Annotated in this window: 12 protein-coding genes; 11 read left to right on the top strand and 1 reads right to left on the bottom strand. The window is 69.6% G+C overall.

All coding sequences use genetic code 11. The features are described from left to right. Positions 1-128: 128 nt before the first annotated feature. Complete coding sequence (locus N4G63_RS03875) at positions 129-1214, bottom strand: CobW family GTP-binding protein (RefSeq protein ID WP_260790258.1); 1086 nt, start codon at positions 1212-1214, stop codon at positions 129-131. A 138-nt stretch (positions 1215-1352) separates the two neighbouring features. Between N4G63_RS03875 and N4G63_RS03880 the strand changes: the two genes are divergently transcribed. The 11 genes from N4G63_RS03880 to aceK all read left to right on the top strand — a co-directional run bounded on the left by N4G63_RS03880 (position 1353) and on the right by aceK (position 14567). Next, complete coding sequence (locus N4G63_RS03880; protein ID WP_443111997.1) at positions 1353-2240, top strand: CorC family transporter; 888 nt, start codon at positions 1353-1355, stop codon at positions 2238-2240. Then, positions 2240-3871, top strand: a complete 1632-nt coding sequence (gene lnt / locus N4G63_RS03885; RefSeq protein ID WP_260790259.1) for an apolipoprotein N-acyltransferase — start codon at positions 2240-2242, stop codon at positions 3869-3871. Before N4G63_RS03880 ends, lnt begins: the two co-directional genes overlap by 1 nt. Before the next feature lie 95 nt (positions 3872-3966). Beyond that, positions 3967-4938 carry a glycine--tRNA ligase subunit alpha gene (gene glyQ / locus N4G63_RS03890; RefSeq protein ID WP_314599367.1) on the top strand — a complete coding sequence of 324 codons (972 nt, stop codon included), beginning with the start codon at positions 3967-3969 and terminating at the stop codon, positions 4936-4938. A 6-nt stretch (positions 4939-4944) separates the two neighbouring features. Beyond that, on the top strand, positions 4945-7110 hold the full coding sequence (gene glyS / locus N4G63_RS03895) for a glycine--tRNA ligase subunit beta (RefSeq protein WP_314599368.1): 2166 nt from the start codon (positions 4945-4947) through the stop codon (positions 7108-7110). Between the two features lie 133 nt (positions 7111-7243). Next, positions 7244-7843, top strand: a complete 600-nt coding sequence (gene gmhB / locus N4G63_RS03900) for a D-glycero-beta-D-manno-heptose 1,7-bisphosphate 7-phosphatase (protein ID WP_260790260.1) — start codon at positions 7244-7246, stop codon at positions 7841-7843. 147 nt (positions 7844-7990) lie between these two features. Next, entirely contained in the window at positions 7991-8731 is a 741-nt protein-coding gene (locus N4G63_RS03905) for a lysophospholipid acyltransferase family protein (RefSeq protein WP_314599369.1), read from the top strand. Positions 8732-8817: 86 nt separating this feature from the next. After that, complete coding sequence (locus N4G63_RS03910) at positions 8818-9765, top strand: M48 family metallopeptidase (RefSeq protein ID WP_260790261.1); 948 nt, start codon at positions 8818-8820, stop codon at positions 9763-9765. 160 nt (positions 9766-9925) lie between these two features. After that, a complete protein-coding gene (locus N4G63_RS03915) occupies positions 9926-10372 on the top strand; it encodes a MerR family transcriptional regulator (RefSeq protein WP_260790262.1) in 447 nt (148 codons plus the stop codon). 137 nt (positions 10373-10509) lie between these two features. Beyond that, positions 10510-11691 (top strand): isovaleryl-CoA dehydrogenase, encoded by a 1182-nt coding sequence (locus N4G63_RS03920; protein WP_260790263.1) that lies wholly within the window; start codon positions 10510-10512, stop codon positions 11689-11691. Between the two features lie 163 nt (positions 11692-11854). After that, positions 11855-12529 (top strand): carbonate dehydratase, encoded by a 675-nt coding sequence (can, locus tag N4G63_RS03925; RefSeq protein ID WP_260790264.1) that lies wholly within the window; start codon positions 11855-11857, stop codon positions 12527-12529. A gap of 229 nt (positions 12530-12758) precedes the next feature. Beyond that, the gene (aceK, locus tag N4G63_RS03930; RefSeq protein ID WP_260790265.1) at positions 12759-14567 is read left to right on the top strand and encodes a bifunctional isocitrate dehydrogenase kinase/phosphatase; all 1809 of its coding nucleotides are present in this window, start codon (positions 12759-12761) and stop codon (positions 14565-14567) included. The last annotated feature ends 1 nt before the right edge of the window (position 14568 follow it).

Genomic DNA, 14568 nt, shown 5'->3' on the forward strand with positions numbered 1-14568 from the left:
GACTCCTCGCAGTGGCTTTATACCTGTTCTGTGCCACCGCCTGTGCGATCACCGCATCGGTTCGGGCGCGCGGATTGTAGCCACGCAAATTTGACGCCAGGCCCACGGCTGGGCGGCGCCGTCGGCCATCAGGCCAGGCAGCCGTCCAGGCCTTGCAGCAGGATCTCACGCGGCAGGTCGAGGCCGATGAACACCATCTTGCTCTGCTTGGTTTCTTGCGGCACCCATTTGGGGCCCAGATCGCTGCCCATCAGCTGGTGCACGCCCTGGAACACCACCTTGCGGTCGGTGCCCTTCATGTAGAGCACGCCCTTGTAACGCAGCATCTTGGGGCCGTAGACCTGCACGATCGAGCCGAGAAAGTCTTCCAGCTTGGCGGCGTCGAAGGGCCGCGTGCTGCGGAACACGAAGCTCTTGACGTCGTCGTCGTGGTGATGGTGGTGCGGGTGGTTGCAGGCCTCGCCGGGGGCGTGGTCGTGGCCCTCGTGGCCATGGTCGTGGCCGTGATCATGGTGATGGTGATGGTGGTGGCCGTGCGAATCCCCGGCGGCCAGGAACTCGGGGTCGATCTCGAGCTTGGCGTTGAGGTTGAAGCCCTTCAGATCGAACACGCTGGCGATCGGCACCTCGCCAAAATGCACCTGGTGCTGCGGCGCGCGAGGGTTCATGTGCTTCAGGCGGTGGGCCAGCGCCGCCACGGCGGCCGGCTCGCACAGGTCGGTCTTGCTGATGAAGATCTGGTCGGCAAAGCCCACCTGGCGCTGTGCCTCGACGCGGGTGTCGAGCTGCTGCTCGGCATGCTTGGCGTCCACCAGCGTGAGGATGGAGTCGAGCAGGTAGCTCTCGGCCACCTCGTCGTCCATGAAGAAGGTTTGCGCCACCGGGCCGGGGTCGGCCAGGCCGGTGGTCTCGATCACGATGCGGTCGAAGTGCAGTTCGCCCTTGCGGCGCTTGGTGGCCAGCTCCGACAGCGTGGTGCGCAGATCCTCGCGGATGGTGCAGCACACGCAGCCGTTGCTCATCTGGATGATCTGTTCCTCGGTATCGGCCACCAGGATGTCGTTGTCGATGTTCTCCTCACCGAATTCGTTCTCGATGACGGCGATCTTCTGGCCATGGCTTTCGGTCAGCACGCGCTTGAGCAGCGTGGTCTTGCCCGAGCCGAGAAAGCCGGTGAGGATGGTGGCGGGGATCAGGCCGACGGCAGCAGACATGGTGAACAGGCTCCAAGGGGCGGCGCCAGTGGCGCGGGTCAACCCCGGCAGGTGAGGGCGGCGGACTGTCTTGCAAGACCCGCGCCGTGTCAAGGTGATCGGGTATTCTTGCGCGCATCGCGACTTCCGGCACCCGCTGTGTCAGAACCCCCTTCGAGTCGGCCGCCCAGGCATGGCTCTGGCCGTCCGGCCCTGGCCGCCGAGCGGCGCACCTTGTTCGAGCGCATGGTCGAGTTCATCTCGCCCGGCCCCGATTCCCGCGCCGAACTGATCGAGACGCTGGCCGACGCCGAGCAGCGCGAGCTCATCCCCACCGAATCACGCCTGATGCTCGAGGGCGTGATCCGCATGGCCGACATGATTGCCGGCGATGTGATGGTGGCCGCGCCGCGCATGGACCTGCTCGACATCGACGCGCCCTATGACGAACTGCTGGCCGCGGTGATCGACACCGGCCATTCGCGCTTTCCGGTCTACGAGGGCCAGCGCGACAGCATCATCGGCATCCTGATGGCCAAGGATCTGCTGAAGCTGCAGCGCGCGCCCGAGCTGAACCTGCGCACGCTGCTGCGGCCGGCGGTGTTCGTGCCCGAGAGCAAGAAGTTGAACGAGCTGCTGCGCGACTTCCGCAGCAACCGCAACCACCTGGCGATCGTGATCGACGAGTTCGGCAACACCGCCGGGCTGATCACCATCGAGGATGTGCTCGAGGAGATCGTCGGCGAGATCGAGGACGAGTTCGACGACCAGGCCACGGCGGCCGACAACGGCATCGTCTCGCTGGCCGATGGCAGCTGGCGCGTGGCCGGCGACACCGGAATCAGCGCCGTCAACGCGGTGTTCGGCACCGAGCTGCCCGAAGAAGATTTCGACACCATCGGCGGCCTGATCGTGCACCAGCTCGGCCAGGTGCCGCGGCGTGGCGAGGTGGTGCAGGCCGGGGGGCTGGTGTTCAGCGTGATGCTCACCCGGGGCGGCGCGGTGCGCTGGTTCCGCGTGACACGCCGCCCCGCGGCTGCCGACTGATGCGCTGGCCGCGCCTGGCCGGCCCGGCGGCGCTGGGCCTGGGCGCATTGCACACCGCGGCCTTTGCCCCGGTGGAAGCCTGGTGGCTGCAGATCCTGGCGCTGGCCGGGCTGGTGGCGCTGGTGGCCCGGGCCGCCTCCGCCGGTGCCGGCGCCACGCGCCGTGCCGCGGCGCTGGGGGTCTGGTTCGGCCTGGGCTGGTTTGCCAGCGGCCTGTGGTGGCTGTTCATCAGCATGCACCACTACGGTGGCCTGGCGGCGCCGCTGGCGGCTGGCGCGGTGGGGCTGCTGGCGCTGTTTCTGGCGCTCTACCCGGCGGCGGCGCTGGCCGCCTGGGCGCGCTGGCGCCGCGGCCGAGCCGGGCAGGACGTGGCCCTGTTTGCCGCCTGCTGGCTGCTGGCCGAGCTGGCGCGGGCCAGCTTCTTCACCGGTTTTCCGTGGATCGCCTCGGGCTATGCCCACAGCACCGGCCCGCTGGCGGCGTGGGCGCCCTGGCTGGGCGTGTACGGCATCCTGGCCATCGCTGCGGCGGCCAGTGCCGCGCTGGCGCTGGCCTGGCGCGGGCCGGCCGATGGGCTGGCGGATCGGCCGGCCGATCGGCTGGCGGGGGCGGGCGTGGCGGCCCAGCCGCGCGCCGGCGCCTGGTCGCGCTGGTTGCCGCTGCTGCTGGTGAGCGGCCTGGCGGCGCTGGGCCAAGGGCTGCCGCAGGCCTTCACCCGCAGCACCGGCCGCCTGGCGGTGAGCCTGGTGCAGCCCAACATCGCGCAGGACCTCAAGTTTGACGCCGCCCGCATCGACGCCAACCTCGACGCGCTGGCGCGCGCGGTGGAAGGCGCGCGCGGCACGCTGGTGGTGACGCCTGAATCGGTGGTGCCGCTGCCGCTGCCGGCGGTGCCGGCCGAGTACTGGACGCGCCTGGCCGGGGCCGTGGCGGCGCCGGGCCGTGCGGCGCTGGTGGGCGTGTTTCTGGGCGACGAGCAGGCCGGCTACGTCAACTCGATGATCGGCCTGGGCGCGGCCCAGGCCGGCCGCGGCGTGGCCGGTGACGACTTCTACCGCTACGGCAAGCGCCACCTGCTGCCGTTTGGCGAGTTCATTCCGCCGGGTTTTGGCTGGTTCGTGCGCGCGATGGCCATTCCGCTCGACGACCAGGCGCGCGGCCAGAGCACTGCGCCGATGCGCCTGGGCGCGCAGCGCCTGCGGCCGCTGATCTGCTACGAGGACCTGTTCGGCGAAGACCTGGCCGACAGCGCCGTGGGCCCGGACTCGGCCACGGTGTACGTCAACGCCAGCAACCTGGCCTGGTTCGGCCCGCGGATGGTGCAGGACCAGCACCTGCAGTTCTCGCGCATGCGGGCGCTGGAGTTCCAGCGGCCGGTGGTGCGCAGCACCAACACCGGCGCCACCGCGGTGGTCGACCACCACGGCCGTGTCAGCGCCCGGCTGCCGCCCGAGGTGGCCGCCACGCTGGAGGCCGAGGTGGACGGCCGCACCGGCGACACGCCCTATGCGCGCTGGCTGGCCGCCGCCGGGCTGCAGCCGCTGTGGGCGCTGGCGCTGGCCGTGGTGGGCGCGATGGCCTGGCGGCCACGCCGCGTGCCAGCGGCCGCCGGGCCCGGGGGCGGCCAGTAAACTCGGCGGCCGAGCCCGGCGCTCGAACGGCGGCCCGCCGGCCCGCCCTGTGCCAGTGAACCCCAGCGATCCCGGTCGCGAACCTGCATCCGTCCATGCTCACCTTCCAACAGATCATCCTCCGCCTGCAGGACTACTGGGACGCCCAGGGCTGTGCGCTGCTGCAACCCTATGACATGGAAGTGGGCGCCGGCACCAGCCACACCGCCACCTTCCTGCGCGCCCTCGGCCCCGAGCCCTGGAAGGCCGCCTATGTGCAGCCCAGCCGCCGCCCCAAGGACGGCCGCTACGGCCAGAACCCCAACCGCCTGCAGCACTACTACCAGTACCAGGTGGTGCTCAAGCCGGCGCCGGCCAACATCCTGGAGCTGTACCTGGGCAGCCTGGAGGCGCTGGGCTTCGACCTGAAGAAAAACGACGTGCGCTTCGTCGAGGACGACTGGGAGAACCCCACGCTGGGTGCCTGGGGCCTGGGCTGGGAGGTCTGGCTCAACGGCATGGAGGTGACACAGTTCACCTACTTCCAGCAGGTGGGCGGCATCGACTGCAAGCCGATCACCGGCGAGATCACCTACGGCCTGGAGCGCCTGGCGATGTACCTGCAGGGCGTGGACAACGTCTACAACCTGAAGTGGACCGACTCACTCAGCTACGGCGACGTCTACCACCAGAACGAGGTGGAGCAGAGCACCTACAACTTCGAGCACAGCAACGTCGAGTTCCTGCTGCAGGCCTTCGGCGCGCACGAGGGCAATGCCCAGCACCTGATCGCGCAGCAGCTGGCGCTGCCGGCCTACGAGCAGGTGCTCAAGGCGGCCCACACCTTCAACCTGCTGGACGCGCGCGGCGCGATCAGCGTGACCGAACGCGCGGCCTACATCGGCCGCATCCGCAATCTCGCCCGCAGCGTGGCCGCGGGCTATCTGGACAGCCGGGCGCGCCTGGGCTTCCCGATGGCGCCCAAGGCCTGGGGCGAGGAAGTGCTGGCGCAGCTGGCCGACAAGGCCGAGAAGGCCGCCAAGGCCGGCGCTGCCGCGGCCGACAAGAACAACACCGCAAAGGCCTGAGCCGACATGACCGCCGCGCAACCCCATCTGCTGGTCGAACTCTTTGTCGAGGAGCTGCCGCCCAAGGCGCTGAAGAAGCTGGGCGAGGCCTTCTCGTCGGTGCTGGCCGCCAGCCTCAAGGCGCAAGGCCTGGCGGCGGCCGATGCGGCCGTCACCGCCTATGCCTCGCCGCGCCGGCTGGCGGTGCAGGTGGCCGGCGTGGCCAGCCGCGCACCCGACCGCGCCGTGCAGCAAAAGCTGATGCCGGTGGCCGTGGCGCTGGATGCCGGCGGCCAGCCCACGCCGGCGCTGCTGAAGAAGCTGGCGGCGCTGGGCACCGACGGCTCGGTGCTGCCGCAGCTCAAGCGCCTGCCCGACGCGGGTGGCAAGGGTGCCGAGACGCTGTTCCTCGACAGCCTGGTGCCCGGCGCCACGCTGGCCGAAGGCCTGCAGAAGGCGCTCGATGACGCCATCGCCAGGCTGCCGATCCCCAAGGTGATGACCTACCAGCTGGCCGATGGCTGGAGCGATGTGAAGTTCGTGCGCCCGGCGCACCGCCTGGTGGCGCTGCACGGCACGCAAGTGGTGCCGGTGCAGGCGCTGGGCCTGCAGGCCGGCCGCGAGACGCTGGGCCACCGCTTCGAGGCCGCCACGCCGGTGCTGGCCATCGACACCGCCGACAGCTACGCGCAGCAGCTGCGCGAGCAGGGCGCCGTGATCGCCAGCTTCGACGAGCGCCGCGCCGAGATCGTGCGCCAGCTGGCCGCCGCCGCTGCCGCGCAGGGCCTGCAGCCGATCGATGACGAGGCCCTGCTGGATGAGGTGACGGCCCTGGTCGAGCGCCCCAATGTGCTGGGCTGCCAGTTCGAGCGCGAGTTTCTCGACGTGCCGCAGGAATGCCTGATCCTGACGATGAAGGCCAACCAGAAGTACTTTCCGCTGCTCGATGCCGCCGGCAAGCTGACGAACCGGTTCCTGATCGTCAGCAACATCCGCCCGGCCGATGCCAGCGCGGTGATCGGCGGCAACGAGCGCGTGGTGCGCCCGCGCCTGGCCGACGCCAAGTTCTTCTTTGATCAAGACCGCAAGAAGACGCTGGAAAGCCGCGTGCCCGGACTGGCCAAGGTGGTCTACCACGGCAAGCTGGGCAGCCAGGGCGACCGCGCCGAGCGGGTGCGCGCCATCGCGCACGCCATCGTCAACCAGCTGCGCACGGCCACGGTGCCCTACACGGTGGAGGCGCGCGACGAGTTCGAGGTGCTCGACAGCAAGGCCCAGCAGGCCGCGCGCCTGGCCAAGACCGATCTGCTGACCGACATGGTGGGCGAGTTTCCCGAGCTGCAGGGCGTGATGGGCGCGTACTACGCCCGCCACGAGGGCCTGCGCGACGGCGTGGCCATCGCCATCGAAGACCACTACAAGCCGCGTTTTGCCGGCGATGCGCTGCCGCGCAACCACACCGGCACGGTGCTGGCGCTGGCCGATAAGCTCGAGACGCTGGCCGGCCTGTTCGGCATCGGCCAGCTGCCCACCGGCGACAAGGACCCCTTCGCGCTGCGCCGCCACGCGCTGGGCGTGATCCGCATCCTGGCCGAGAAGAACCTGCCGCTGGCCCTGCCGGCGCTGCTGGCGGCGGCCTTCGAGGCCTTTCCGGCCGAGCTGGCGCTGGCCGACGACACGGTGGCCAAGCTGCTGCCCTTCTTCTACGACCGCCTGGCCGTGAGCCTGCGCGAGCAGGGCTACAGCGCGCAGGAGGTGGATGCCGTGCTGGCGCTGCAGCCGCCGCGTCTGGGCGATGTGGCCAAGCGCCTGGCCGCCGTGCGCGCCTTTGCCGATCTGCCCGAGGCCGCTTCGCTGGCCGCGGCCAACAAGCGCGTGGGCAACATCCTGAAGAAGGTGGACGGCGCGGTGGGCACCACGGTGGACACCGCGCTGCTGAACGAACCCGCCGAGGCCACGCTGCACCAGGCGCTGGCCGCGCTGGCGCCGCTGGCCGACAAGGCCTTCGAGGCCGGTGAGTACGCCGCCTCGCTGCAGGCCCTGGCCGGTCTGAAGGCGCCGGTGGACGCGTTTTTCGACGCGGTGATGGTCAATGCCGACGATGCCGCGCTGCGCGCCAACCGCCTGGCCCTGCTGGGCACGCTGCATGCTTCGATGAACCGGGTGGCCGACCTCTCGCGCCTGGCGGCATGATGCCGCCACGTCGCTGCACTCAGGCCGCCGTGGCCCCGCGAAGGGCCGCTTCGCAGCCTTGGGGCGCCCAGGCCCTCGGAGCGGCCCGGCGCGGCTGAGTTCTCGACTTGCAAACATCTTTGGCGCACGCGCAATGCAGCACCTCGACAAGCTCGTGATCCTGGGCCGCGACGGCATCCTCAACGAGTTCCGCGACGACCATGTCAAGGCGCCCGAGGAGCTGGAGCTGATTGCCGGCGCGCTGGAGGCGGTGGCGCGGCTCAACCATGCCGGCTGGCATGCGGTGCTGGCCACCAACCAGTCGGGCATCGGCCGCGGCATGATCGACATGGCCTCGGTGAATGCCGTGCATGCCCATCTGTTCAAGCAGCTGGCCGCGGTGGGCGGGCGCATCGACGCGGTGTTCTTCTGTCCGCACACGCCCGAAGACCAGTGCGACTGCCGCAAGCCGCAGCCCGGCCTGATGATCGACATCGGCAAGCGCTACGGCATCGACCTGGATCAGGTGCCGATGGTGGCCGACACGCTGCGCGACCTGCAGGCTGCGGCCGCCGCCGGCTGCGAGCCGCACCTGGTGCGCTCGGGCCGCGCCGCGGCGCTCGACGATGCGCAGATCGCCCACATCCTGGGCCAGGTGCCCGGGGCCGAGGTGCACGACAGTCTGGGTGCCTTCGTCGAGCACCTGCTGCGCCGTGGCCAGGTGCAGATCACCACGCCCGGCGCCTTTCATTGACCCCCCCCCCGAAGCGCCTTCGGCGCCTCCCCCCAAGGGGCGTCGCCAGCAGACCGGCAGAGCCGGATCTGCGGCGACTGCTTGGTTTGCGCACCTGCCCTTCTTTGATTGCACGGTTTCGAGCCGTGCGCACCCGCTGTTGAACTGATGATCTACCTGCGTTCCTTCCTGTTCGTGCTGTGGCTGATCGTCACGGTGATTCCCTGGGCGCTGGCGGTGCTGCTGGCCTCGCTGGTGCTCAACAGCACGCAGGTGTACTGGATGTGCGCCGGCTGGCTGAAGGTGGCGGTGCACGGCGCGCGCGTGATCTGCGGCGTGCGCTGGCGCGTGCACGGCATGGAGAACGTGCCCAGCGCGGCCGATGCCAATGCCGCGGTGCTGCTGGCGGCCAAGCACCAGAGCACCTGGGAGACCTTCGCGTTTCCGGCGCTGATGCCGCACCCGCTGGCCTATGTGTTCAAGCGCGAGCTGCTCTACGTGCCGTTTTTCGGCTGGGCCATGAGCCGCATGGACATGGTGCACATCGACCGCGGCCGCCGTGCCGAGGCCTGGTCCAAGGTGCTGAGCCAGGGCAAGCGCCTGGCGGCCAAGGGCGTGTGGGTGATCATGTTTCCCGAAGGCACGCGCGTCGAGCGCGGCGAGGCCGGCGAGTACAAGAGCGGCGCCTCGCGCCTGGCCGCGGCCGCCGGCATCCCGATCGTGCCGATTGCCGCCAGCTCGGCCAAGTGCTGGCCGCGCAAGAGCTGGCTGCTGCGCCCCGGCGTGATCGACGTGTCGATCGGCGCGCCGATGGCCACCGTCGGGCGCGAGCCCACCGCGGTGATGAAGGACGTGGAAGCCTGGATCGAGGCCGAGATGCGCCGCATCGACCCCGACGCCTACCGCTGAGCCGGCGCTCAGGCCGCGCCGCCCAGCACCCTGCATGGGCGGGCGCGCACAAGGCCTGGCGGGCCTTCGTAGAATGCGTGCTCATCATGCGCAACCCAGGCCCGGATCCGGCCAACCCCGCCCAGACGCAGCTGTCGCTGTTTGACGCAGCGCCGCCGGCGGCCGCCCCTGCGGCGGCGCCGCTGGCGCCCCAGGCCGCCGGATCGACCCCGACGCGCGGGCCCGATGCCGCGGCCCGGCCGCCCGGGATGCCGCAGGTGCCGTCACCGGCCAGCACGCGCTTCCAGCATCCCCGCGCGCAGCGCCAGATCGATCTGGGCGAACACCGCGTGGGCTACGAGTTCCGCCGTGCGCGGCGCCGCTCGATCGGCTTTGTGGTGGGCGCCGAAGGCCTGAGCGTCTCGGCGCCGCGCTGGGTGGGTGTGGGCGAGGTCGAGAACGCGCTGCGCGCCAAGGCCGGCTGGATTCTGCGCAAGCTGCACGAGCAGCATGAGCGCGCCCAGCGCGTGGCCGCCTCGCGCGTGGTGTGGCGCGACGGCGCCACGCTGCCCTTTCTGGGCGAGACGGTGATCGTGGTGCTCGATGCGCGGGTCACGGGCGCGCAGCTGCGCACCGCCGACGACACCCTGCCCGGCGTGCCGCGGCTCACGCTGCATGTGGGCCTGCCGCAATCGGCCAGCGAGAACCAGGTGGCCGAGGCGGTGCAAAGCTGGCTGCAGCGCCAGGCCCGCCGCGTGTTCGAGGAGCGCTGCAACCACTTTGCGCCGCTGCTGCGCGTGCGCATCAAGCGCCTGGCGCTCAGCTCGGCCAGCACGCGCTGGGGCTCGGCCAGCGCCGACGGCTCGGTGCGGCTGAACTGGCGCCTGATCCACTTTGCGCTGCCGGTGATCGACTATGTGGTCACGCACGAGCTGGCCCACCTGCGCGAGATGAACCACAGCCCGGCCTTCTGGGAGGTGGTGCGCTCGGTGCTGCCCGACTACGAGCGCCACCGCGGCGCGCTGCGTTCGGATCTGCTGCCGTCGTTCGACTGACCGGCTGGCAGGCCGTGAGGGGCCCGGCTGCGCGGGCGCGTGGCGGCCGCCGGGTTCGCGCAGGCCGGCACACAGCTTGAGCGCGGAGTCAGACCGAGTGCGCGCGGGCCTGCCGCGGTGACGGTACGATTGACGTTGACGTCAACGTAAAGACCGCGCGATGCCCGCCACCCCCCGCCCCAAGGACGGCAAGACCTTCACGATCACCGAGCTGGCGCAGGAGTTCGACGTGACGCCGCGCGCCATCCGCTTCTACGAGGACATGGGACTGCTCGAACCCGGCCGCGAGGGCCGCAACCGCGTCTACACCGGGCGCGACCGCACCCGGCTCAAGCTCACGCTGCGCGGCAAGCGCCTGGGCTTCTCGCTGCAGGACATCAAGCAGCTGGTGACCATGTACGACACCGAGGCCGACACGGTGCCGCAGCTGGAGGCCTTCCAGTCGGCGCTGGGTGCCCATCGCCAGGCGCTGGAGCAGCAGCTGGAAGACATCCGCGTCACGCTGGAAGAGCTGCAGCAGCACGAGAGCAAGTGCCGCCAGCTGCTGGCCGACAAGGCGTTGCCGGCCGTGGCCGCACGCCGGCCGCGGCCCCGCAGCGGCGACTGAGCCCGCCGGGGCCCCCGAGCTTTCCCACCCCTTCGCAAGGCCGGCCGGCCTCGCTATGATTGACGTTTACGTAAACGTCACTCGCGCCGCCACCGCGCAGGCGGCCGGCGCCCACTGCCACGACTTGGAGACCCTTCATGAGCCAGCTTCCCGGCCTCGATTTCCAGCTCGGCGAGGACATCAATGCGCTGCGCGACGCGGTGCGCGACTTCTGCGCCGCCGAGATCGCGCCGCGGGCCGCCGAGATCGACCGCAGCGACCAGTTCCCGATGGACCTGTGGCGCAAGATGGGTGATCTGGGCGTGCTGGGCATCACCGTGCCCGAGGAGTACGGCGGCGCCGGCATGGGCTATCTGGCCCACATGATCGCCATGGAGGAGATCAGCCGGGCCAGCGCCTCGGTGGGCCTGAGCTATGGCGCGCACAGCAACCTGTGCGTCAACCAGATCAAGCGCAACGGCAGCGAGGCGCAAAAGCGCAAGTACCTGCCCAAGCTGATCAGCGGCGAGCACGTGGGCGCACTGGCGATGAGCGAGCCCAATGCCGGCAGCGATGTCATCAGCATGAAGCTGCGCGCCCAGGACCAGGGCAGCCACTACCTGCTCAACGGCAGCAAGTTCTGGATCACCAACGGCCCAGACGCCGACACCCTGGTGGTGTACGCCAAGACCGAGCCCGAGCTGGGCGCGCGCGGGGTCACCGCCTTCCTGATCGAGAAGGGCATGAAGGGCTTCTCGATCGCCCAGAAGCTCGACAAGCTGGGCATGCGCGGCAGCCACACCGGCGAGCTGGTGTTCCACAACGTCGAGGTGCCGGCCGAGAACGTGCTGGGCCAGGTGGGCGGGGGCGCCCGGGTGCTGATGAGCGGGCTCGACTACGAGCGCGCGGTGCTGGCCGCCGGGCCCATCGGCATCATGCAGGCGGTGATGGACAACGTGGTGCCCTATGTGCACGACCGCAAGCAGTTCGGCCAGAGCATCGGCGAGTTCCAGCTCATCCAGGGCAAGCTGGCCGACATGTACACCGTGCTGCAGGCCGGCCGGGCCTTTTGCTACACCATCGGCAAGAACCTCGACCTGCTGGGCACCGAACATGTGCGCCAGGTGCGCAAGGACTGCGCCTCGGTGATCCTGTGGTGCGCCGAGAAGGCCACCTGGATGGCCGGCGAGGGCGTGCAGATCTTCGGCGGCAACGGCTACATCAACGACTACCCGCTCGGCCGCCTGTGGCGCGACGCCAAGCTCTACGAGATTGGCGCCGGCACGTCAGAGATCCGCCGCATGCTGATCGGCCGCGAGTTGTTTGCCGAGACGATGTAGCCACCGCAGAAGCGGCCAAGGCCGCCCCCCGGCGGCCGCTGGGTGGGTGCTGGGTGGGTGCTGGGGCATGCGGACAGGATGCCCGACAGCCCTTCGTAAACTGTGCGCTGCAACATGGCCGGAGCCTCCCATCGGGGTGGGCGCGCCTGACGAGACCAACACGATGAGCAACGCACTGGACGACCTGTTCGAGAACAACCAGCAATGGGCCGCCGCCACCGAGGCGCGCGAACCCGGTTTCTTCACCCGCCTGCTGGCGCAGCAGACGCCGCAATACCTGTGGATCGGCTGTGCCGACAGCCGCGTGCCGGCCAACGAGCTGGTGGGCCTGCTGCCGGGCGAGCTGTTCGTGCACCGCAACGTGGCCAACCTGCTGGTGCACAGCGATCTCAATGCGCTCAGCGTCATCCAGTACGCGGTGGACGCGCTGCAGGTCAAGCATGTGATCGTGGTGGGCCACAGCGGCTGCGGCGGCGTGCGGGCGGCGCTGCTGAACCAGCGCGCCGGCCTGGTGGACAACTGGCTGCGCCATGTGCAGGACGTGCGCGACGCGCACGAGGGCTTCCTGGCCGGCCTGCACGAGGGCCTGCGCGTGGACGCCCTGGTCGAGCTGAACGTGCTGGAGCAGGCGCGCAACGTGTGCCACACCACCGTGGTGCGCGACGCCTGGCAGCGCGGCCAGGCGGTGGTGGTGCACGGCTGGGTGTACGGCCTGCACAACGGCCTGCTGCAGGACCTGAAGCTCACCGCCGCCTCGTCGGAGGACGTGAACCTGGCCTACGCCACGGCGCTGGCGCAGCTGCACCAGCGCTGGCGCCAGCGCAACGCCCAAACATGACCCACCCCGTACGCGCCTTGCGCGCCCCCTCGATGGGGCAGCGCCAGCAGCCCGGCCAAGCCGGTTCTGCGGCGTTCGCTGGCTTTGGGCGGTGCGCTGAGAGTGCCCCCAGACCTGCCGGCTCACCGCCGTCAGGCCCCCCGAGGCGGTCAAGGAAACCTGGGGCGGCCCGGCGTTTCCTTGCGACGCCGTGGCCGCCTGCCGCATTGCAGTAGAAAGACCCGCGCCGATGTTTCCCCACCGCCTGTCCGACCCGCGCGCCTACGACATCGCCAAGGCGATGATGGAAGGCTTCAACCGCCATTACCGGCTGTTCTCAGAGACCAACCGCGAGGCCAAGCTGCGCTTCGAGCAGGCCGACTGGCACGGCCAGCAGCGCGCCCAGCGCGAGCGCATCGAGTTCTACGACATCCGTGTCGACGAGGCCGTGCAGCGCCTGCAGACCGAGTTCGACATCGGCCACCTGGCCGACGACGCCTGGCAGCAGGTGAAGCTGCACTACATCGGCCTGCTGGTCGATCACCACCAGCCCGAGCTGGCCGAGACCTTCTTCAACTCGGTCACCACGCGCATCCTGCACCACAGCTACTTCCGCAACGATTTCATCTTCGTGCGGCCGGCGGTGAGCACCGAGTACATCGAGAACGACGAGCCCGCCGCGCTGCCCACCTACCGCGCCTACTACCCCACGCGCGAGACGCTGCGCGAGACGCTGATCCGCATCGTCGACAACTTCCGCCTGCAGCGCGAGTTCGAGGATCTCGAGCGCGACATCGACGACGTGATGCTGGCCCTGCGCGACGAAGTGGGCGGCAATGTGCGCCTGCGCGCCAACTTCCAGATCCAGGTGCTCAGCTCGCTGTTCTTTCGCAACAAGGGCGCCTACATCATCGGCAAGATCGTCAACGGCTTTGCCACCACGCCCTTCGCGCTGCCGATCCTGCACGCCGCCGATGGCCGGCTGCTGATCGACACCGCGCTGTTCACCGAAGACGACCTGCTGATGCTGTTCAGCTTTGCGCGGGCCTACTTCATGGTGGACATGGAGATTCCCTCGGCCTACGTGCAGTTCTTGCGCTCGCTGATGCCGCGCAAGCCGCGCAGCGAGCTGTATGCCGCGCTGGGCCTGCAAAAGCAGGGCAAGAACGCCTTTTACCGCGACTTTCTGCACCACCTGCGCCACAGCAGCGACAAGTTCCGCATCGCGCCCGGCATCAAGGGCATGGTGATGCTGGTGTTCGACCTGCCGTCGTTTCCGTACGTGTTCAAGGTCATCAAGGACTACTACCCGCCGCAAAAGGACACCACGCGCGAGCAGATCAAGGGCAAGTACCTGCTGGTCAAGACCCACGACCGCGTCGGCCGCATGGCCGACACGCTGGAGTACACCAGCGTGGCCTTCGAGCGCGCGCGCATCGAGCAGGAGCTGATCGACGAGCTGATGAAGTTCTGCCCCAGCCTGATCGAGGAAGACGGCGACCAGCTGATCATCAAGCACCTCTACATCGAGCGCCGCATGATCCCGCTGAACATCTACCTGCAGGACGCCTCGCCCGAGCAGATGAACCACGCGGTGGTGGAGTACGGCAATGCCATCAAGGACCTGGTGGCGGCCAACATCTTCCCGGGCGACATGCTGTGGAAGAACTTCGGCGTCACCCGTCACGGCAAGGTGGTGTTCTACGACTACGACGAGATCGAGTACATCACCGACTGCAACTTCCGCCGCGTGCCCACGCCGCGCAACGAGGAAGACGAGATGTCGGGCGAGGTCTGGTACGCGGTGGGCCCCAAGGATGTGTTCCCCGAGACCTTCGGCCCGTTCCTGCTGGGCAACCCGCAGGTGCGCGAGATCTTCATGAAGCACCATGGCGACCTGCTCGATGCCGCCTTCTGGCAAGGCCACAAGCAGCGCATCCAGGCCGGCCATGTGCACGACGTGTTTCCCTACGAGCCGCACAAGCGTTTTGCCCAGCTGCGCCTGGCGCGGGCTGCCGGCCAGGCCGGCGCCAGCGCCGCCGAGCCGGCCGCGGCCTGAG

Source organism: Aquabacterium sp. OR-4 (assembly GCF_025290835.2).
Classification (GTDB): Bacteria; Pseudomonadota; Gammaproteobacteria; order Burkholderiales; family Burkholderiaceae_C; genus Pseudaquabacterium.